Here is a 19,934-nt window from a genome sequence, read left to right on the forward strand (position 1 = left end):
GTTTAAAACTTAATAAACATATACAAAAACACGGGCGACCACAAGGGGTCGCCCCTACAACAAACACTGGATCGCGGCTCAACACCATGCCGCGATGACGGGCGGGCACGGGGACCCGCCCCTACAATTATACACCGGACAGCCTTTAGCGTCTCACCTGTATCCCACTTCACACTTCACACTTCCAACCCAACCCCAAACGCCCTCTCAAACTCCCCCCAGAGATCGAGATCGACATCGGCGGTGGCATCGGAGAGAACCTCGTCGAGTTCGCGGGGAGAAGCCGGTCCCACAAGAAGCATACCATTGCCATTTAAGGGTGCAGCCAGACAAAATTGCAGAGCAAAGCGACGAATACTAATCCCCCGCGCATTGCACCACTCCCACATCGCAACAGCGCGCTCTGCCTGCCCTGGATAGCGACGGCCAGACAACTCGGCATCGGGTCTGGGACCAGCCAGCAAGCCCATCCCCTGCACACTCGCCAGAATAAGACCCACATCGTGCTCAAGTGCGAGAGGAATCGTCGTCTCCGCAGCCGTCTGACTCAACAGCGTATAATCGAGAAACGTAATCACAATATCGCAAACCCCGGTCTCAATCGCGTAGCGGTGAAAATCGTGAGAACGACAGCCAATACCCGTATAACCGATCAAACCCTCGTCTCTCATCTTCAAAAGCTCATCCGAAGCAAATCCCGGTGAATAAACCTCTTCTATATCCCTCGGATCGTGGATAAGCAACGCATCGATATAATCCGTCTTGAGCTGTCTCAGACTATTCTCAACCGTCCACCGGATCGACTTCGCCGAAAAATCGTGTCGCCTATCCCGATGGGTACCCGCTTTAGTCTGCAAATAAACCTTCTCCCGGTACCCTCCTTGAAGCGCGAGACCCACACGCCGCTCGCTCTCGCCCCCGCCATAAGCGGCAGACGTATCGATAAAATTAATCCCCCGGTCAATCGCCTCTCGCACAGTCGCAATCCCCTCATCATCAGACACCCGCTGCGGACTGCCGAGAAAAGCACAGCCAAGACCAATCGCTTTGGGCTTAAGTTCCGTGCGACCAAGACGTCGCGTTTCGAGTTCAGGCATAGCATCTCCTTATTTATTTTCGTTCACTTCTCACATAACGCGCCAGCAAGCTCAGATTCCGAATAAACGTGCGGCACGAAAGAATCTCCGCCTCAATGCGCTCGCGTCTATTCTCTGGATTTCTCAACGCCCCCTGCTCGACCCAGCGACCCCGGTCATCGAGCGCATCAATAACTTCTCTCACGCGATCGTCACCCGGGCTGGTAACGCGCCCGCGCTCAGACAAAATCTTCTCGCGCCCCTCTGCCCTGATGCGATTGTACAGAACCTCAACCCTCTCAATCCGATTCCCACTCACCTTAAACGCATAATGCGTGGGCAGATCTGAATCGTCATACGTAAGCACATAATCGCGGGTAAAAAACAGCGGGCGATTGGTCTGAAGCTCGTAAAAACGCGCCAGGCGACCATCGGGCAGAAGCGAGCGTTTTGCCCAATCCAGTGCGCTGGGAACCGGATCCAAAAAACGCGCCTCCCCGGTCGCCAAATACAAATCCAAAAGCACTTGCAAAACCCCAAAACTCTCGCCACCCGTAACAGAAGGCGGCTCAAAACGACGCGCCCAGGTCGGCTCCATATCCAAATTGTACTGCTGCGCCCACGCGGGTTGTGGCTCGGGCATCTGCGCCAAAATAATAAAATCGCCACCGCGCTTAGCCGCATCGAGATAACGGACATCGCTGTAAACATCGTACGCCTCAACCATCGTCTCGATCACATCGGCAATCGCATTATCATTAAACGTATAATAATCCAAATAGCGCGTATTGGGATAGGTCCGCGGCCACGTTTCGGGATAACGCGCCTTCTTCACCGGAAACTTTTCCGGATCGGGAAAAGCCTCAAACCGCTGCGGCCACGCCCCATTTGGATACTGCGCCTTGAGAAGCGCATCGAGACCAAATAGCACCGCCGCGTGAACCTCTTCATCCTCAAAATCTTGCACCTTATCCACCCGCATCAACAACTGCAACGCACTCTGCGTATTATTGTCGTCAAGCGTCGTGCGATTGCGGCGGTTTCCCGTATCGACATCGCCCCGATCGACATCTCGCCGAAAATGCCAGCGCTTACTTCCCTCCGCATCAAAATCAATGCGATAATCCCAACCCCCAGAAGCGAGTTGCCCCCACACAAGCGCGCGCGCCGCCTCAACAGCACCATTGAGAAACAGCGTATCGCCCGTAGCCTCATACGCCTCCAAAAACGCCATACCCACAGCAGGCGTACCCGGCGGCTGCACCCAGATCGTCGAAGGCGACGCCGAGCCCTCGCCCTCGCGCATGGAAAAATCGGTCTTATACCGCCACAAATAACCGCCATGAGTCGCAACATCGGTGCGGAAATAGCGCGTCGCCATAACCATCGCATCAATCGCTGATCGATGAAGACTTTCATCCGCACCGAGCGGCGCACTGACCATCAGGAGCAAAACAAAAAAAAATTTCATAAAAACCTTTCTGGATTGCGGCTAAAACCCTGCCGCAATGACGTACGCACAACTCAGTAGTGACAGTTGCTTTTAACCCTTATCGCGCTGCAAGCTATCCCATTCACCTTCTGCGGTCAACCGCAAAATGTCCACATCAGTTGCGCTTTTAATCATTAGCATTTAAATTCAGTTCACAATGGACATCCTCTACCTCGACAATCACCTGCTGGTCGTACGCAAACCCGCTGGCCTGCTCGTACAGGGCAACCACACCGGCGACAAAAACTTGCTGGACATGGGCAAAGCCTATCTCAAAGTCAAATTCAACAAACCCGGCAACGTATTTCTCGGACTCGTACACCGATTGGACCGCCCAGTATCTGGCGTCGTCGTCTTTGCGCGCACATCGACATCAGCGCGCCGCTTATCGCAACAATTTCGAGAGCGAACCGTTGAAAAACGCTATATCGCTCTCGTCCACGGCAAAACCCCCGAAAACGGCCATCTCGTAAACCACATCGCGCGACGGCAAACAAAAAGCCGCATCGTAAACGCCCCTCATGGACAACGCGCAGAACTCACGTACGAGCGACTGGCATACCGCAACGGCATATCCTCGGTGCGCGTGGACCTCGCCACCGGACGCCATCATCAAATACGCGTACAATTCGCAGACATAGGCCACCCCGTACTGGGCGATTTTAAATACGGATCGCGCAAACCATTTCCCAACCGCGCCATCGCCCTCCACGCACAGAGCCTGACCATAATACACCCGACAAAAAAGGAACGCATGACCTTTGAAACCCGACCAGAAAAATTTTGGCCCAAATCTTTCACATAGCTTTAGAGCACACCCCACTCATGACCGAACAAATAACCTATCGCAATCGCAAAACAGATGAAATGATCTCCGAACCGCTCATATTGCCCCGCATTCAATATGCTGTCGCGCGATCTCACGTGGCAATATTTATATACAACATATTCCTGAACACATACCCATTTTGCTGGCTACTGGGCAAATGGATGGACCTATCGGGATCGCGAAAAAAAATCCGAACATTTGTACAAAAATACGACATCAACCTGGACGAAATCGAATTGCCCCTGAATCAATACAAAAATCTAAACGCCTTTTTCTCGCGCAAACTCAAACCCGACGCACGCCCCTTTATCGCCGACCCCTGCATCTTCTGTTCACCTGCCGATGGAAAAGTACTCGCATATCCCAAACTAAATGCACAAACCCGTTTACCCATCAAAGGGTCCCATGTCGATATTGCACACCTCCTATCATCAAAAGAATCCGCAATCCCCTATAGAAATGGTGCTGCACTCGTCATTCGATTGGCCCCGGCAGACTACCACCGCTACCATTTTCCCGTTGCCGGCATCGCCACCTCATCTGCTAAAATCTCTGGACGCTATTATCTCGTCAACCCCATTGCCCTCGACGTAAAACCCGACTTATTTGCCCACAACAAACGCGAAGTAACATACCTCGAAACCGAACACTTTGGACGCATCATGATCATGGAAGTAGCGGGCTGGGGCGTGGGGCGCATCGTCCAAACATACCAGCCGGGCAATGTAGAACGTGGGCAGGAAAAGGGCTATTTTCAATTTGGAGGATCTACTCTGGTACTCCTGTTTGAGCCTGGGCGCATTGTCTTTGACAACGACCTCACCCGCGACACACAATCAGACATCGAAGTCCAGGTACACGCGGGATCACAACTGGGCGTGCAGGCCGTATCATGAATCCGGAAACACCTTCCAAATTAATCGCACTATCGGGTCTGTTCTTTGCCTTTGGCATTGTAATCTATGCCATACACGCGCAATACGAAGTCGCCCTCATATCTCTGCTATTCGCCGCCCTGCTCAATATCTGGCGCGACCCAAAACACATCGCCCTCAACCGCCTCATTGCAATTTGCACCTATGGTTTTGCACCTGCTATCTTTGCCTATTGCTTTGGATTAAAAGGCCCCCTATCCGTCGCATTGCTCATCGGATACACAGGGGTTTACGCCATAAAATTATCAGACACAGACCGGGACGAAATGCCATCATCGGTATTACTCCTGCCGCTGGCATTCACAACGCGCTTTATCCTGCCCGACGAACGCGTTGGACAAATTTTATTCATCACATATCTTTTAATAATCGCAGCCATGCTCCTCAACATACCAGCGCGCAAACCAAAAGCGATTGTATTTGCCTCGGGAATTGCAATACTCATCGCAAGCTACGCGTGGGCTATCTGGACGGCAATGCAATAAACCTTTAACCCCAAAATATCCTATGCCAACAATCAACCTCATCACCCTCGGCTGCCCCAAAAACACCGTCGATTCCGAGCGCATGCATCACCTCCTCAAGCTCAACGGCTACGACCTCTCGGACGACGCAGAAGACGCCGACATCATCGTCGTCAACACCTGCGGATTCATCGAACCAGCCAAAGAAGAATCAATAGCAACAGTGATGGACGCCGCCGAATACAAAAAAAACGGACGCTGTCGCGGCGTCATCGTCACGGGCTGCCTGGCCGAGCGATACCGAACAGAATTGGAAACCGAACTCGTCGAAGCAGACATGATCGTGGGCCTTGCCGGAGAACGCGAAATCGTCGCACACTGCGATAACCTGTTGGGCACATCGCGCATACACACCATTCGAGATGCAGAAGCGCGCCATCTCCTCACCCCAAAACACTGGGCGTACTTGCGAATCTCGGACGGATGCGACAGAACATGTGCATTTTGCGCCATCCCGAGCTTTCGCGGAAAAAACAAAAGCGAAAACCTGGATCGCCTCATCGCCGAAGCCTATCGCATGGTCGGCAACGGCGTGCGCGAAATCGCCCTCATTGCCCAGGACACCATGCGATATGGCGCAGACCTGTACGGCAAACCCCGGCTGATAGACCTGATAGAAGAACTGATCCAAATCGAGAAACTCGACTGGGTGCGGATGTTATACGCCTATCCAACCGGTTGGCGCAATGAACTCATCGACCTCCTGGCGACCGAAGAAAAATTATGCGCCTACATCGACCTGCCCATCCAGCACGCATCAGACCCCATACTAAAAGCCATGAACCGGGGCACCACAAAAGCGGGCATTCGGAAACTCATCCACACCTTGCGCGAACGCATACCCAATTTGACCATCCGATCATCAATCATCACCGGATTTCCCGGCGAACGCCATGAACACTTTTCAGAACTCATGGACTTTGTCGATGAAATGCAATTCAACCGCCTCGTCGGATTCACCTACTCACACGAAGAAAATACGCAGGCAGGCGCACTGCAAGACGACGTACCCGAAGACATCAAGCGCGAACGGTTGAACGACCTCATGGCATTGCAGGCACAAATATCGGGAGAATTGAACGCCGCGCACATAGGACGCACCTTCAAAGTACTCGTAGATGAAATCTCAGACGACCCGGCATATCACTACATCGGGCGCACGCGAATGGACGCCCCGGAAATCGACGGCGCCGTATTCTTCACTGGTCCTGCAAATATCGGTGACTTCGTCGAAGTCGAAATCACCGATGCAACCGAACACGACCTCATCGGACACGTCGTCAAAACCAACGCCCTATTGGATATCACGCCCATAAAAATCTGAGGGAAAAATGACCATCATCGCTGCAATGGACAAAAACCGCGTCATTGGTCGGGACAACAAAATGCCCTGGCACATCTCTGAAGAATCGAAGCACTTTCGGCGCACCACCACTGGACACGTCCTCCTGGTAGGGCGCAAAACATATCAATCCTGGGGTGGCAAACCCCTGCCGGATCGCCTGCATGTAATCGTCAGCCGCACCATGCCCGACACAAAAGGCGTAGATGTGTGCAGATCACTCGAAGAAGCCATTGAAAAAGCCAGATCCTATGGCCGCAAAGTATTCATCTGCGGAGGCGGCGAAATATATCGCGCCACACTATCAAAAGCTGATCGGATGATTCTATCGTACATCGACGCAGAATACGCAGGCGATGAATACTTCCCCGAATTTGACGAAAATGAATGGATCATCTCAAAAAAAGAGGTGTATGATCAATTCACAGTCGTATATTATGAACGAAAAAAATAAGGTTCAACAGTGAAGGTGTCAGTATTCTGAATGGTGTTCAGAAGACGTTTGAGCATGCGACAAGCGTATTCATCTGGAGAATTGATATGCTCAGCGAACGGGAAATTTTGGAAAAAATTGAATCGGGAGAAAGCTCAGGCGTTGAGTTCAAAGAAGTAAAACTTGTTGGTGGACAATTTAGGCCTCATCGGGATGGGCTGTCCGATGAGTTCGCTGCATTTGCGAACCAGCAAGGGGGAGTCGTAATTTTCGGCGTTTCCGATAATCGGGAAATCCTCGGTATCGATATCAATAATGTTCCAAGACTGATTCATTTTATTACTGAAATATGCCACGACCTGATAGAACCTCCTCTCGTGGATTATTTCGTAGATAGTATCCGGGTTCCCGATGAGATGGGGAAACAAAAAACACTGGTTTATATCAATATTGCGCGGAGTTTGTGGGCACACCAGAGCAGCAACGGATTCTTTTTGCGACAAGGGGATACCAGGCGCAAAATGACGACGGAGCAATTGGGCAGATTGTTACAAGCCCGCTCACAAGCACGTATTATCTCTTTTGATGAACAGTTTGTGCCGAATACGAATAAAGACACACTAAGGCGAGAACTCTATCAGCGATTTATCCCCAAAGGCATCCCCGAACAGGACGAAGATCTGCTGCTTAAGAGGCGTTTGCTCGTGAAAGAAGGGAGAGAATACCGCGCATCGGTCGCTGGTGTGTTAATGTGCCATGACAGTCCCGATGAGTACCTCTACAACAGTTTCATTCAATCTGTTTTTTATCGGGGGATGGAAAAGGATGCGAACTACCAGATTGATGCCAAAGATTTTAAGGGGGCCCTGGACCAACAGATCATAGACGCCTTCAAATTTGTCGAAAAATTCAATCAGGTATCGGCGCGCAAAGACATTGGCAGAATTGAACGACCACAATACAGCATGCGAGCCGTTTTTGAAGCCCTGGTGAATGCCGTTGTACACAGAGATTATTCAAAAACCGGCTCGAAAATTCGTTTGTTCATGTTTTCAGACAGGCTCGAACTATACTCGCCTGGCGCATTAGCAAACACCGTGACATTGGAAAATTTGCGTTATGCACAAGCTACCCGCAATGAATTGCTCGCCCGCTTACTCTCGGAAATCACCTTGTATGACACGATGAGCAGACAAGTAATCCGACGACACTTTTTGGAGCGACGAGGCGAAGGCGTAGGCATCATCTTAAACGAAAGCGAGGCACTCAGCGGTCAAACGCCTGTTTATGAATTGTTCGACGAAGAATTGCGCTTGACGATCTTTGCCGCCAAATCGCTACAAGAAACGTAGGCATTGTCATTTCGGATAAATTTAAGATCGGCAATTCCCTTCTTCCCACTATTCCAATCTCTTACTTCTCCCCCTTTATTTTTTATTTTATCACTGGGGGTATTCATGCACACATATCTCGACCAACTGCAACACGTATTGGACCACGGCGTAAAAAAGGGAGACCGCACGGGAGTGGGCACAATCTCGTGTTTTGGCCTGCATGCGCGCTATGCAATGGCAGACGGATTTCCCGCAGTAACCACCAAGCGACTGGTGTGGAAATCGATACTATCGGAACTCCTGTGGTTTATATCCGGATCCGACAACATCTACGACTTAAAAACCTATTTGAAAAGCAATCGGCTGTGGGATGGCAATTACGAAGATTATTTGAACCGCCTGGGAATGGATAAAAACGACGGCAGCATGGGGCGTATTTACGGTGTACAGTGGCGGCGGTGGAAAGGCGCCAATGGGAAAGTGGTCGATCAGCTTCAAAATGCGATTAATCTAATCCGAGAAAACCCCGAATCCCGGCGCATCATGGTCAATGCCTGGAATGCAGCGGAAATAGGCACTCGGGACGTGGCCCTGCCCCCGTGTCACAACTTCTTCCAATTTTACGTCGCAGAAGGCAAACTATCCCTACAAATGTATCAACGATCGTGCGACATGTTCTTAGGCGTACCACTCAACATCGCGTCCTATTCCGTATTATTGCACATGGTCGCAAAAATCACGAACCTCATACCCCATGAATTTATCCACATCCTGGGCGACGCGCACATCTACTTAAACCACCTCGACGCAGTAAAAGAACAACTATCTCGCAAACCATATCCCCTGCCCAAATTGCGGATTGAAGACCGCGGACAAACCGAAATCGGCGATTTTGAAATGGACGACTTTGAACTCATCAATTACCAGCACCACGACACCATCCGCGCGGAAATGGCGGTTTAAGACGGCCACCCATTATTCCCTTTTATCGCGTATTGCGCGAATCATCTGCCACAAGATATATCCAATGCCGACCAGGATAAAAACGGACGTGAGAACCAGGAAAATCTGGAAGCCTAAAGGCAGGTTTTCAAATGGAATGATCGGATACATGATGGGTAAACCAGTTATTATCACTTTTGCCGAGCACCGTCTGAACAGGACGTGAATATCGTGAAAACACTACTCGTAATATGTGCCGAAAGCGAAACGCAGATATCTCGCCAATTTATCAACGCGGCAATTGACGCCAAAATTGCCGATCAGGTAGTCGCCACTTCATTTGATAAATTGGAAGAAAGCGTACATACCAGTGAAGGAATCGAACAAATCCTCGTCTTCCCCGCACTAATCGCCCTGCCCGATGCAATGCGCGAAAACCTGTTACAACGCATCGCATCTCTCCAAAACGAAAACCCACAAATACGCATCCTACTCACCAGCCCATTGGGCGGCGATCCCCGCTTATTCGACATGATCCAGGACCGCATGGCAGCCGCGCTGAAAAGCACGCAAAACACACCCATATTAACAATAGAAACATCGGATACGTCTCGAACCCTCGACTTTGAAAATTTCGCCACACTACCAGATCAGGTCGCAGACATAAGTAAACTCATCCCCGACCGCCAGGGACAGGGCGTTTGGGTACGCGAAGTATTGGACCACACACCCAATGCCGACGCAATTTTTTACGCAGACGCCGACCGTTTCTCAGCCACCGTCGATCTCGCCCTCGTCCGAGAGCAAGGATTGTTAATCTACGGACTGGAAGGACAACCCCTGCCCGCCAGCTATGGCGGCCCCCTGCGACTGATCATACCCGGACACGACGACCGCTGTGCAAATGTAAAGGGCGTAGCGCGGGTCGAAATCGTTTTAAAATAGAAGAGTATGCTCAGAAGTTAAACCAAAAAACTTCAACATCTAAAAGGCATAATCAAATTTTGGCGTTGCAGTCAAAAAATGGAGGTTTAAGATGCTGAAAAACTGCGTTCTACTTATGATGACAGTCATAACATTGGGACAAGCAGACGCAGGAGTACTGCCAGAAACCCCCAGGCCCCAGGGTGGCGACATCGTCGGCTCCTGGGTAGCTGAGAAGATCGCGCTAAACGCTTATGTCCCCGCCGGGCTTGTACAGGCTGTATCACCTCTTACAGTTGAAGGCGAGATCAACGGCACAATAACTTTTGGGGCAGACGGTAGTGTTCAATCTGACTACAGAACAGCGACCAATATCTCTGCGGTATTATTGGTTCCACTCTCGGTCGCTGTACACGATACGAGCCAATACACAGGTAATTACACGATTGCGTCCGATACCCATGCACTCACCATAACGCGCGAAAATGAAGACCCGCTCAATTATACGTACACAGCTACGGCGGATTCGCTGCATATTATACGCCCACTTCTTTTAGAAGAATTATTGCAGTCATTATCCGAAGCTGTAAGACCCCTGGCACTAAACGCACTCTCCCAGCACGTACCGCCAGATGATCCCATTAAGATCGTGATCACTTTTGCGAAAGCGATAGATACGGGGACGCCGAGTATGCTAACTGCCGACTTTGATGGCGATGGACAGGTCGGGATCACAGACTTTTTGCTCTTTGTTGAAGTATTTGGAACCCAGAGCGGACAGGAGAACTTCGATTCAAAATTTGACCTCAACAACAATGGAACCATTGACATTTCCGACTTCCTCATCTTCGTGGAATCTTTTGGCAAAACGGTCAATGGATAGCTGTCAGTTGCTCAACACCAACGCCGGTCACACGCATCAAAGGAGAAACACACCATGTCATTGCCACAAGAGCAAATTGACCAGTATCGCGATCGGGGATTCACGATTGCGGAAAATGTATTAGATGACTCTGCCTTTGAACCGATTGAACACGCTTATGACGTATTGATCAATCACAAGGCGCAAGAACTATTGGAAGAAGGGTCGATCTCATCCGTACATGCAGACAAATCCTTTAGCCATCGCTTAGCCGCGATTGCACGGGAATTAGACGATGAGGGATATGACGCACTGCGCAGTTTTGCGGGTGGATTCGACATCATGCGCGCGCGCGTCAAACCAATGTTCGACATCTTCTTCAACGAACAATTATTATCCGCAGTCGAAAGCCTCATAGGACCAGAAATAACCCTGAGCCCCATTCAGCATTTCCGCCCCTACCTGCCTGCGCGAGAAACACAACCCGGACAGGTACCCTGGCATCAGGACCAGGGCGTAACAAAAGAAGAAGCGGACATCTCGGAAATCATAACCTGCTGGATACCACTCGTAGATGTCACACCAGAACGCGGGTGCTTACAGGTACTGCCCGGCGTGGTACCCATGGGACTGCTCGAACACCAGCGCGAAGGCGGCACCATGATCAAACCCATGTACATGCCGGAAATCGAACCCGTAAACTGCATCATGAAACGCGGCGACGTACTCATGATGAGTGCGTACACCCCGCACAGAGGCCAGCCAAACCGCTCCAATCTGGTGCGCTGGAGCATGGACCTGCGATTTCAAAAAACGGGCACACCTACAGGACGTCCATTCTGGCCTGAATTTATTGTCCAGAGCAAAGAAAATCCCGCATCTGTACAAAACAGCTTTGACGAATGGTGTACGCGGTGGATAACAGACCTGCGGGAGAGCAAAGGGACCCATCTACATCGGGTATAACGTCCCACATCATTCAAACGGGATATCATCCGCATTAAAAACCTGCGTGCGTTTCATCATGCGGCGTTCCGATGGTAGAAAGGGTTCGCGGCGATGCATTGTGGGACGGTTGTCCCACATCACCAGATCGCCGATCTGCCAGACATGGGTCCACAAAAATTCGGGACGGGCGGCGTGCTCAAAAAGCGTCTTGAGAAGCGCGTCGCTTTCATCGACGGGCATATCGAGAATATATTTGGTCAGATGGGGACCCGCATAAAGCGACTTGCGTCCGGTTTCTGGATGGGTGCGCACGACCGGATGGTCAACGCGCTCGGGTGGGTTTTGTTCCTCAACATAATGGCGGTGCACGGCTCGCAATCCCGTGAGCCGTTTTTTCATATCTACATCTAAAGCTTCATACGCGGCATAACAATTGCACCACTGGGTATTGCCCCCTGCACTGGGAATCTCAAGCGCATAGAGAACGGAAATCGTACCCGGTCGCTTGAGATACGACAAATCGGAGTGAAAGCTAACCTCTCCATCGCCCAGAGCACCGATGGGCTGGCCGTTCTCCTCGATATTGGAAACAATAAAAATCTCTTTGTTTTCCCGATCCAGTTGTTTGCGAACATGTTCTACCGCGCGACCAAAATAATTGGTAAAGCGAATCTGATCTTCCTCACTCAAATCCTGATCGCGAAAATACACCACACAGTAATCGAGCAATGCCTGGCGAATCGCCTGGACAGTATCATCCTCAAGTACCCGCGAAAGATCAAGCCCCCGAATTTCCGCGCCCAGTGCGCCGCCAGAAGGTATGACTTGCATAGTTCGTACCTCATCTTACGAATCTACGAATCAGCGAATCAACGAACCCCGCCCATCCTCCCCAAACCAGTATTTATCTCCATTCGTCTATTCGTCTATTCGTCTATTCGCGCTTTTTATCCGACCATTTATACGCGACCTTTGCATTCTTCCAAAAATACTTCTCCAGCACCGCATCGCCCTTTTGAGAAAAATAATCATACACAAGGCGTTGCGCCTCGGCAGGGGTGCGCTTGCTGCGTTCGAGAACCGGCCAATCACTGCCGTAAATCACGCGATCTTCACCAAAAAGCTGCCAGAGCGCGTCGAGCAAATAGACATAAAAATCGGGATCTGTGGGCGCCGGAATGACCTGACAGCGCAAATCCATCAGGCCCGACACCTTGCAAAAAATATTGGGCTGTTCCGCGGCTTTTTGCATAAGCTCCAAACGCTCGGGCGCGATGGGATTCCCATCTGCCGGAATATTGCCGCAGTGATTGATTACAATGCGAAGATCGGGCAAACGACGCGCGATTTCGATAACCGCTTCATTGATCCCCGAATCGAGTTCGAGATCGTGTTCGACGAGCTTTTCAAGAGCACCCGCCATCTTGCCCAAATCCTCTCGCTCCCAGGGATGGGTGCGCGGGCGAATACCCAAAAACAGCGGATTGGGAGATAGGCGATTGAGATGATCGCCAAAATCCTCAGTGCGCGGATCGAGATTGCCAACCAGCCCCACGATAAACGGATCATCCTCAATCACATCGAGCACCCATTGGTTATCTTCGACCCATGTACTCGCCTCGACAATAATAGCCCCCGTAACACCTTCAGACGCGACCAGTGCTCTGTAGTCTTCGGGCATAACCCGGCGATAAATCTCGTCATCCGGCTCGGGAAAAGGCACACCTTCTGGGCGAGTGGGGTCGTAAATATGGATATGCGTATCAATAATCATCAATGACTCCTCTATAATGCAACTTCTTCTATGTCCATATGCTCGCGCAATCGCCCAAGCGCGCGGTCTTTGAGCTGTCGCACGCGCTCGCGGCTAATGTGAAAACGCTTGCCCACTTGCTCGAGCGATTCCGCGTCATCAACATCCAGACCAAAATAGCGGTTGATAATCTCGGCTTCGCGCTCGGGCAAATCGGCCAGGCCCTTGTGCAAAAGATCGCGCAATCGGCTGGCATGCACATCCTCATCTGGCAGGGGTGCATCATCGGGAACAACATCGGCAAACCGGCGGTCGCCATCTTCATATACCGGGCTGTCGAGCGAAACAGATGCCAGGCTCGTTTGAAGTGCCTTATGCACCCGTCGAGGTGAAAAATCGGTTTCTGAAGCCAACTCGTCAATCGTGGGAACGCGACCGGATGCTTGTGAGAGTGCGGCAGACACTTTATTGAGCACATCGCGATCATCTATTTGATTGACCGGAAACGCGACCGGATGTGTCTGGCGATTGAGCGCAGAGAGAATCGCCTGGCGAATCCACCACACCGCATAAGTGATAAATTTGTACCCGCGTTCAGGATCATAAGTTTGGGTAGCGCGTATAAGGCCCATATTGCCTTCGGCAATGAGATCGGAAAGGGGCAACCCGCGCCCCGTGTATTCGCCAGCCACGCGCACAACAAAGCGCAAATTGGCTGTAATGAGATGATCCAGCGCCTTTTGATCGCCCTTGCGCGCGGCATTTATGGCTTTGACTTCGTCTTCGCGGGAAAGAGGGGTGTATTTGCGAATATCGCGCAAATAAAGATCTGTAAGCTGGCCCTGAGCCTGCGAAGAAGAATCGCTCCCAGATAGGGCCTGTCCCGTAGTGTTTTTATACGGGAATTCTGCTGATTTTTTTAATTCTTTTTTCATAGCTTTAATTCCAGTGTCTCGGCAGTTGGTGTAGAATGAAAAAATGGTACGGACTGACACGTCGGTTGGTTGAGCGTTTGACACGCTGGACAGAGACGCTCTTCAACTCTGAGATCACAGGGCAAACACGCGCAGATACTGGCTATGGTTTGGGTCAGGGTTTTGCGTATATGCTTGTAGTGCTCAATCTGTTCCTCAACTTCTTTAAGGCGTGCATTGAGATCTTCGAGAATATCATGCGCGAGTTCGCCTGCAGTTTTATTTTGTTCTCGTTTGTCAATAATGACCTTGATATGTTCGAGATCAAATTCCATCTCTTTAAGACTCAAAATCATGCGCAACCGCGTCAGTTGCTCGTGGGAATAACATCGAAAACCGCCACTACTTCGACATTCGGGATATATCAGACCCATCTCTTCGTAATAGCGCACTGTGCGCGTAGTCGTACCGGCTTCTTTTGCCAATTTCCCAATATGCATCAAACCATCATCGCATTTTGACACGACAAATCACCTCGTTTCTATAAGCAAAACAGACAAACTTTTACGTAACGTTAAAGTTGGGCGAAAAAATATACCTCAACAAAACATCAATGTCAACAAAAAACTTTTACGTAACGTTAAAGTTGGGCAATCAGCTATCTTAATGATGGAACAAACGCACCCCGGTCATAACCAGAAGCATACCGTATTCATCACAGGCTGCGATGACATCGTCGTCGCGCACTGACCCCCCGGTCTCAACCACGTATTTAACGCCCGTGCGAGCGGCGCGATCAATATTATCTCGAAAGGGAATAAACGCATCGGAACTGAGCGCAATCTCGTCCATCTGTCCAATCCACCCTCGCCGCGCATCCTCCTCCAAAGGAGAAGGTACAGTATCGAAACAGGCTTCCCAAATCCGACGTTCCTCATCGGTCATATTGCCGCGCAAATAAGCTTCAATAGCGTTGATCTTTTCAGGGCGCTTCAGACCCCTTCTAAATTTGAAATTGAGAATATCTGGATGCTGGCGCAAATACCACGCTTCGGCCTTGCCCGCGGCAATCTCCGTACACGCCAGACGATTTTGCTGTCCGGCACCATTGCCGATAACCTGTCCATCAAAGGCAAAACACATCGAATTGGATTGCGTGTACTTCAGAGCAATAGTCGCCAGGAGCATATCGCGCTGTGCTTCGGGAGACACCTCTTTATTCTTTGTCACAATATTCGTTAAAATATCTGCATTAATGGCTTTGGTATTGCGCGTCTGTTCCAGAACAACACCGAAAACATCGCGAGTCTCTGATCCAGCAGGTGCATATGATTCATCCACCTGAAGAATGGGATAACTGCCGCCTTTTTTCTTCTTGAGAATATCGAACGCCTCCGGTTGATACCCCGGAGCAATAATACCATCGGACACTTCGCGGCTGAGCAAGCGCGCAGTCGATTGATCCACCTCATCGCTTAAAGCCACCCAATCGCCAAAAGAAGAGAGCCTATCCGCACCCCGAGCGCGGGCATAAGCCGTAGCCAGAGGCGAAAGATCGAGATCATCGACAAAATACGCCCTTTGCAGCGCGTCGGAAATGGGAACCGCAACAGCAGCACCAGCAGGGCTTAAGTGCTTAAAAGAGGCAGCTGCCGGCAGACTGAGCACCTCTTTAAGCTCGCGCACGAGTTGCCAGGAATTGAGCGCATCGAGCAAGTTGATATAACCCGGCGCGCCATTGAGCACTGTGAAGGGCAATTTACCGCTGGGAGAGTACGCACGCGCATCAGATTGATGCGGGTTGCAACCATAACGAAGAATCAGTCCATCTTGAGACATAAGACAATCCTTTTAAAAATAAAAAAGCCCAATCCTATAGCGGATTGAGCCCAGGCGATCGACCCCTTGAATTTTAGTTCTAACGCTCCCTTCCGGTTATTTCCGAATATTCGCCAGTTGCGTCAGATACTATTGATAGAACCAATATAACGGGAGACTACATATATGTCAACAGCCATCAGCCCGCCCTCTGTCCGCACCCGGTACAATTTCCGTCGCACCTGTTTCAGTGGTCACAAAACAGAGCAATTGCTCGGGATCAGCCAGGTCGAGAACAACGGGCGAATGCGTAGTGGTCAAAATTTGGGCACGCGCCCTGTCCTCGTGCTGTGCTACAGCACTGAATGCTTTGAAAACCGCTTCTACCGCGCCGGAATGGAGACCATTTTCCGGAACTTCGAGCAAACATATCCCATCGCCATCGGGCACATAAGCCAGCAATGTTAGAGCCAGCAATCGCAGGGTCCCATCGGACAACATCCACGACGGCGTCTCGAGATCATTGTGGTGCTTAACCACGAGATAGCAGTGCTGATCTTCGGGACGCACAACCGTGTAAACAGTGGATAAACCCGGCAAAACAGTGCGCAACAGCGCCAGCCAGGCCGCATGCCTGTCCGGCTCATTCACTTTCAGGTCAGCGACCACCCAGGGCAGATTAGTACCATCGGACAACAGATTGCGCGGTTGGCCCGGCGGACTGGGACGACGAATGCGTTCTCCATTGAGATCGAATTTGTGAATACTATTTGAAAGCGTGTGTTTGAGCCATGTAGCAACGGGAAAACGCGCTTCATCCTCGGGTAAATTGCCCAGTGCCGAACGCTTTGCGCCGAGCTTGAAAGAAGGATCCCATCCCGCACCGGATTCATCGTAAAACTTATCATTTCCACCAGGCACTTTATTCACAATGGTTTTGACGCCGCGCAGCCTGGGCGTCGACAGAGTTTGCGGTGTGGGACCCTCCACTGCAAAGAGCGACTCTTGAACAGCGCGGTCATCTCGCTGAATATCTGTGAGCAAAAGCACCCGCTCGGACAGAATCCCGACATCACTATTTTCCTCAACCACGCCAATGGCGATTTCGTATCGACACCGCGAAAAATCCCGATCGGAAAACAGATTGGATTCGTGCGCGGGCACAGACAATTCAACAGCGATTTCAAATCGATCTGCAAAACCGTGCCAGGTCAAATCGCGCAACTCACTCGCCCGACTGTAAATCGCTGCATCGAGGCCATCGCGCACAAAATCCCCGAGAAACGCAATAGCATCGAGAAAAGTCGTTTTACCGCTGCCATTCGCACCAACCAGCATGTGAAAAGGCGCGAGATCCTGTTCAATATGACGCAAACACTGATAATAAAGGGTTTCAAGACGCTGGATCATGTGTGGCTCCTGTATTAAGTTAGAAGCATAGTACATGACAGAAAGAGAGGCGTCAAGAGCAAATGCAATCGAAAAAAACAATCTTAATCACCGGCGCAACAGACGGGATTGGCCGGGCACTTGCAAAAATCTATCAGACGCGCGGAAATCGGTTAATACTGGTAGGCAGACGCCCACTGGACACACTCAATGATCCGTTATACACCAAAGACACATATTGTCGTACAGACCTATCGCAGGACAAGTGTGCAGAACGGGTATGTGAATTTCTGAACGCGCAAAAAATCGACGCCATAGACCTGGCGATTCAAAATGCTGGCACCGGATATTTTGGACCTATCGCAGAACAAAGCGCGGAAAGCATTCGGGAGATCACAGCAGTCAACCTGATGGCACCCTTACGCTTGACACACGCCCTGATGCCATACCTGAAAAAAACCAATGGAAAACTCGTAATGATCGGCTCAATCGCACATGCCTTCCCCTGTCCCGATTACGCCGTGTATGCAGCGAGCAAAGAAGCCCTCAACACACTGGGACGCAATTTGCAAATCGAAGGCGACATAAATGTACAGATCATTCACCCGGGAGCGACGCGCACGGGCTTGCATCGAAAAATTGGCATGGACAACGAAAAGACAAAGGGATTTCCGTCTGCAGAAAGGGTCGCCCAAAAAATCACACAGGCGATAGATAGACAGCGTTTTATCGCGACAATTGGATGGAGAAATGCATGGGCGCGATTTTTAGGGTGCTATTGCGAGGGCATGGTCAACGCCATAGTGCGAGCAACGTGAAACACGCGGTCATCACAGGCGCGGCGCATGGAATCGGCAAAGCACTTGCCCATCGCTTTGCACAGGCGGGATATACCATAACGGGCGTGGATGTAGATGCCGCGGGCGCAGCGAGAGTCGAGCGGGAATTGGATGCGCGATTTGTCATTGCAGACCTGCGCTCAGAAGCAGGAGTCGCGCGCGTACTCCCCGAATTGCGCCAGAAAAAACCGATTGACGTATTGATCCACAACGCGGGCATCAACGCCGTGGGACGATTCCCCGACATAAGCATAGAAAATCACGAACGCGTAATCGCATTAAACCTCTACGCACCGATGCGACTCACAGCCGCATTACTCAAAGCCGACCGGATTGCAAAAGGTGCGTCCATAGCCTTCATCTCCTCCCTTGCCCACTACACGAGCTATCCGGGTGCTGCAACTTATGCCGCGACCAAAAGCGGATTGGCCTCCTACGCACGCAGTTTATCCATCGCTCTCGCGCCGCAGAATATTCACATCATGACAGTCTTTCCCGGTCCAACGCGCACAGCCCATGCGCGGCGTCACAGCCCGCACAACACACGCGAAGAAAAACGCATGCCGCCCGAAAAATTGGCGCACCACATCTTTCAAGGTATAAAAAAGAAAAAGCACCTTATCATACCAGGTGCTACCAATCGAATGCTCGCCCTCCTGGGCAAATGGTGTCCGCCTATGATGGAATATGCGATGCGTAAGATGATTTTGGAAAAGTTGTGAGATCTTTTGACTCTTGACCTGCCCTACTCACACTTTTTCCCCACAAAAAAAGGACCCAGCGATTCGACATAAAGCGCGGTTTGCTGGGTCTTTCTCATATCCTGCACAACGCGAGAGAGCGGATAGAGTTCTGCACCGATCAAACCAATGACAAAATCATTGTCATCGACATCGAGGCCATAGCTGGCCAGACGAATATCGTGCGCATAATCTTCGCGGCCATAAGCGCGTCCAATAGAAGCGTGCTCCATCAAAATTTTGCGCTGTTCCCTGTGATCGAGACGAGCAAAAGCCCCATTGCGACGCAACGGGTACCAGATCGCCCAGGGCCATTCGGGATTGAGCACATTATCTCGCGGTCGATCAATAAGCGCGTATTCGAGATCCGGCTCGTAACCCGTGGCATACGTGCGCCCGAGCATCGTGAGTTCGGGACGACGTGTACAGACAGAGAATGGATCGCTACTGAGCAGCGCGCGAATATCCGTAACAAACAAATCCGGTGATTCGGTCAAAAAAACAATACCAATACCATAGGGATCGTGCGCATCGAGATAGAGCGCAGCATCGAGATCACTTTGTTCCAGGGCTTGAGATACCGCACCAACATCCTTGACATCTGTGAAAACCTGCAACTGCATATAAAGCCGCCGATCACTCGTTTGCGGTTTCCCATCAACAGGCGCACCGTGTTCGAGGATATCGAGTTTTTCTTTTGATTCAGTAGAATGATGCACGTCTTCAGGCCTCCAGTTATGTGTTCTACTGCAAAACGCTTTTCATTTTCAACGCGGAAAGATAGGGCTTGCACCTGAAAAGAGCAAGCCCCAGATCAGTGGATGAACGATTATCGCATCT

At 50.8% G+C, this 19,934-nt stretch carries 21 protein-coding genes; 12 read left to right on the plus strand and 9 right to left on the minus strand.

The window, feature by feature from the left end; all coding sequences use genetic code 11:
- Positions 1 to 176: 176 nt before the first annotated feature.
- Together F4Y39_18990 and F4Y39_18995 are read right to left on the minus strand one after the other, a co-directional pair.
- Positions 177 to 1,097: an aldo/keto reductase gene (locus tag F4Y39_18990; protein MYC15815.1), complete on the minus strand. Its 921-nt coding sequence runs from the start codon at positions 1,095 to 1,097 to the stop codon at positions 177 to 179.
- Between the two features lie 13 nt (positions 1,098 to 1,110).
- Positions 1,111 to 2,547, minus strand: a complete 1,437-nt coding sequence (locus tag F4Y39_18995) for a pectic acid lyase (protein MYC15816.1) — start codon at positions 2,545 to 2,547, stop codon at positions 1,111 to 1,113.
- Between the two features lie 178 nt (positions 2,548 to 2,725).
- Here F4Y39_18995 and F4Y39_19000 point away from each other — a divergent pair, with 178 nt between their 5' ends.
- From F4Y39_19000 to F4Y39_19045, 10 genes are all read left to right on the plus strand, one after another.
- Positions 2,726 to 3,373, plus strand: coding sequence for an RNA pseudouridine synthase (locus tag F4Y39_19000; GenBank protein MYC15817.1), 648 nt, complete (start codon positions 2,726 to 2,728; stop codon positions 3,371 to 3,373).
- 20 nt (positions 3,374 to 3,393) lie between these two features.
- Positions 3,394 to 4,293, plus strand: coding sequence for a phosphatidylserine decarboxylase (psd, locus tag F4Y39_19005; GenBank protein ID MYC15818.1), 900 nt, complete (start codon positions 3,394 to 3,396; stop codon positions 4,291 to 4,293).
- On the plus strand, positions 4,290 to 4,817 hold the full coding sequence (locus F4Y39_19010; GenBank protein MYC15819.1) for a hypothetical protein: 528 nt from the start codon (positions 4,290 to 4,292) through the stop codon (positions 4,815 to 4,817). The genes psd and F4Y39_19010 overlap by 4 nt, the downstream gene beginning before the upstream one ends.
- 22 nt (positions 4,818 to 4,839) lie before the next feature.
- Positions 4,840 to 6,180 (plus strand): 30S ribosomal protein S12 methylthiotransferase RimO, encoded by a 1,341-nt coding sequence (gene rimO / locus F4Y39_19015; protein ID MYC15820.1) that lies wholly within the window; start codon positions 4,840 to 4,842, stop codon positions 6,178 to 6,180.
- A 7-nt stretch (positions 6,181 to 6,187) separates the two neighbouring features.
- Positions 6,188 to 6,652 carry a dihydrofolate reductase gene (locus F4Y39_19020; GenBank protein ID MYC15821.1) on the plus strand — a complete coding sequence of 155 codons (465 nt, stop codon included), beginning with the start codon at positions 6,188 to 6,190 and terminating at the stop codon, positions 6,650 to 6,652.
- A gap of 86 nt (positions 6,653 to 6,738) precedes the next feature.
- Positions 6,739 to 7,983 carry a transcriptional regulator gene (locus tag F4Y39_19025; GenBank protein ID MYC15822.1) on the plus strand — a complete coding sequence of 415 codons (1,245 nt, stop codon included), beginning with the start codon at positions 6,739 to 6,741 and terminating at the stop codon, positions 7,981 to 7,983.
- A gap of 105 nt (positions 7,984 to 8,088) precedes the next feature.
- Positions 8,089 to 8,928 (plus strand): thymidylate synthase, encoded by an 840-nt coding sequence (locus F4Y39_19030; protein ID MYC15823.1) that lies wholly within the window; start codon positions 8,089 to 8,091, stop codon positions 8,926 to 8,928.
- Between the two features lie 201 nt (positions 8,929 to 9,129).
- Entirely contained in the window at positions 9,130 to 9,852 is a 723-nt protein-coding gene (locus F4Y39_19035; GenBank protein MYC15824.1) for a molybdopterin-dependent oxidoreductase, read from the plus strand.
- Positions 9,853 to 9,967: 115 nt separating this feature from the next.
- Positions 9,968 to 10,714: a hypothetical protein gene (locus F4Y39_19040; GenBank protein MYC15825.1), complete on the plus strand. Its 747-nt coding sequence runs from the start codon at positions 9,968 to 9,970 to the stop codon at positions 10,712 to 10,714.
- Positions 10,715 to 10,768: 54 nt separating this feature from the next.
- The gene (locus tag F4Y39_19045) at positions 10,769 to 11,659 is read left to right on the plus strand and encodes a phytanoyl-CoA dioxygenase family protein (protein ID MYC15826.1); all 891 of its coding nucleotides are present in this window, start codon (positions 10,769 to 10,771) and stop codon (positions 11,657 to 11,659) included.
- A 9-nt stretch (positions 11,660 to 11,668) separates the two neighbouring features.
- On the opposite strand, the gene F4Y39_19050 is transcribed toward F4Y39_19045, so the two are convergent.
- From F4Y39_19050 to F4Y39_19075, 6 genes are all read right to left on the minus strand, one after another.
- Positions 11,669 to 12,472 carry a TauD/TfdA family dioxygenase gene (locus F4Y39_19050; protein MYC15827.1) on the minus strand — a complete coding sequence of 268 codons (804 nt, stop codon included), beginning with the start codon at positions 12,470 to 12,472 and terminating at the stop codon, positions 11,669 to 11,671.
- Between the two features lie 103 nt (positions 12,473 to 12,575).
- Positions 12,576 to 13,415, minus strand: coding sequence for an amidohydrolase family protein (locus F4Y39_19055; GenBank protein MYC15828.1), 840 nt, complete (start codon positions 13,413 to 13,415; stop codon positions 12,576 to 12,578).
- 11 nt (positions 13,416 to 13,426) lie between these two features.
- Entirely contained in the window at positions 13,427 to 14,329 is a 903-nt protein-coding gene (locus F4Y39_19060; GenBank protein MYC15829.1) for an RNA polymerase sigma factor RpoD/SigA, read from the minus strand.
- Positions 14,326 to 14,832 (minus strand): MerR family transcriptional regulator, encoded by a 507-nt coding sequence (locus tag F4Y39_19065; protein MYC15830.1) that lies wholly within the window; start codon positions 14,830 to 14,832, stop codon positions 14,326 to 14,328. The genes F4Y39_19060 and F4Y39_19065 overlap by 4 nt, the downstream gene beginning before the upstream one ends.
- Before the next feature lie 139 nt (positions 14,833 to 14,971).
- Positions 14,972 to 16,147: a phosphoribosylaminoimidazolecarboxamide formyltransferase gene (locus F4Y39_19070; protein MYC15831.1), complete on the minus strand. Its 1,176-nt coding sequence runs from the start codon at positions 16,145 to 16,147 to the stop codon at positions 14,972 to 14,974.
- A 168-nt stretch (positions 16,148 to 16,315) separates the two neighbouring features.
- Positions 16,316 to 17,617 (minus strand): ATP-binding protein, encoded by a 1,302-nt coding sequence (locus F4Y39_19075; protein ID MYC15832.1) that lies wholly within the window; start codon positions 17,615 to 17,617, stop codon positions 16,316 to 16,318.
- On the opposite strand from F4Y39_19075, the gene F4Y39_19080 reads away from it, so the two are divergent.
- Positions 17,599 to 18,333: an SDR family NAD(P)-dependent oxidoreductase gene (locus tag F4Y39_19080; protein ID MYC15833.1), complete on the plus strand. Its 735-nt coding sequence runs from the start codon at positions 17,599 to 17,601 to the stop codon at positions 18,331 to 18,333. The two genes, F4Y39_19075 and F4Y39_19080, sit on opposite strands and share 19 nt — an antisense overlap.
- Positions 18,258 to 19,076 (plus strand): SDR family oxidoreductase, encoded by an 819-nt coding sequence (locus F4Y39_19085; protein MYC15834.1) that lies wholly within the window; start codon positions 18,258 to 18,260, stop codon positions 19,074 to 19,076. Before F4Y39_19080 ends, F4Y39_19085 begins: the two co-directional genes overlap by 76 nt.
- A 23-nt stretch (positions 19,077 to 19,099) precedes the next feature.
- On the opposite strand, the gene F4Y39_19090 is transcribed toward F4Y39_19085, so the two are convergent.
- A complete protein-coding gene (locus tag F4Y39_19090; protein MYC15835.1) occupies positions 19,100 to 19,717 on the minus strand; it encodes a chlorite dismutase family protein in 618 nt (205 codons plus the stop codon).
- Positions 19,718 to 19,934 lie beyond the last annotated feature (217 nt).

It is taken from the genome of Gemmatimonadota bacterium, assembly GCA_009838845.1.
In the GTDB taxonomy this organism is placed as follows: domain Bacteria; phylum Latescibacterota; class UBA2968; order UBA2968; family UBA2968; genus VXRD01.

Excerpts from the sequence above, each read along its gene's own strand:
- F4Y39_19055 (MYC15828.1), bottom strand. The coding sequence starts at position 13,415 with ATGATTATTGATACGCATATCCATATTTACGACCCCACTCGCCCAGAA.
- F4Y39_19080 (MYC15833.1), top strand. The coding sequence starts at position 17,599 with ATGCAATCGAAAAAAACAATCTTAATCACCGGCGCAACAGACGGGATT.
- F4Y39_19030 (MYC15823.1), top strand. The coding sequence starts at position 8,089 with ATGCACACATATCTCGACCAACTGCAACACGTATTGGACCACGGCGTA.
- F4Y39_19010 (MYC15819.1), top strand. The coding sequence starts at position 4,290 with ATGAATCCGGAAACACCTTCCAAATTAATCGCACTATCGGGTCTGTTC.
- F4Y39_19045 (MYC15826.1), top strand. The coding sequence starts at position 10,769 with ATGTCATTGCCACAAGAGCAAATTGACCAGTATCGCGATCGGGGATTC.
- F4Y39_19085 (MYC15834.1), top strand. The coding sequence starts at position 18,258 with ATGGAGAAATGCATGGGCGCGATTTTTAGGGTGCTATTGCGAGGGCAT.
- F4Y39_19040 (MYC15825.1), top strand. The coding sequence starts at position 9,968 with ATGATGACAGTCATAACATTGGGACAAGCAGACGCAGGAGTACTGCCA.
- rimO (MYC15820.1), top strand. The coding sequence starts at position 4,840 with ATGCCAACAATCAACCTCATCACCCTCGGCTGCCCCAAAAACACCGTC.
- F4Y39_19000 (MYC15817.1), top strand. The coding sequence starts at position 2,726 with ATGGACATCCTCTACCTCGACAATCACCTGCTGGTCGTACGCAAACCC.
- F4Y39_19060 (MYC15829.1), bottom strand. The coding sequence starts at position 14,329 with ATGAAAAAAGAATTAAAAAAATCAGCAGAATTCCCGTATAAAAACACT.
- F4Y39_19070 (MYC15831.1), bottom strand. The coding sequence starts at position 16,147 with ATGTCTCAAGATGGACTGATTCTTCGTTATGGTTGCAACCCGCATCAA.
- F4Y39_18995 (MYC15816.1), bottom strand. The coding sequence starts at position 2,547 with ATGAAATTTTTTTTTGTTTTGCTCCTGATGGTCAGTGCGCCGCTCGGT.
- F4Y39_18990 (MYC15815.1), bottom strand. The coding sequence starts at position 1,097 with ATGCCTGAACTCGAAACGCGACGTCTTGGTCGCACGGAACTTAAGCCC.
- psd (MYC15818.1), top strand. The coding sequence starts at position 3,394 with ATGACCGAACAAATAACCTATCGCAATCGCAAAACAGATGAAATGATC.
- F4Y39_19020 (MYC15821.1), top strand. The coding sequence starts at position 6,188 with ATGACCATCATCGCTGCAATGGACAAAAACCGCGTCATTGGTCGGGAC.
- F4Y39_19025 (MYC15822.1), top strand. The coding sequence starts at position 6,739 with ATGCTCAGCGAACGGGAAATTTTGGAAAAAATTGAATCGGGAGAAAGC.
- F4Y39_19050 (MYC15827.1), bottom strand. The coding sequence starts at position 12,472 with ATGCAAGTCATACCTTCTGGCGGCGCACTGGGCGCGGAAATTCGGGGG.
- F4Y39_19090 (MYC15835.1), bottom strand. The coding sequence starts at position 19,717 with ATGCAGTTGCAGGTTTTCACAGATGTCAAGGATGTTGGTGCGGTATCT.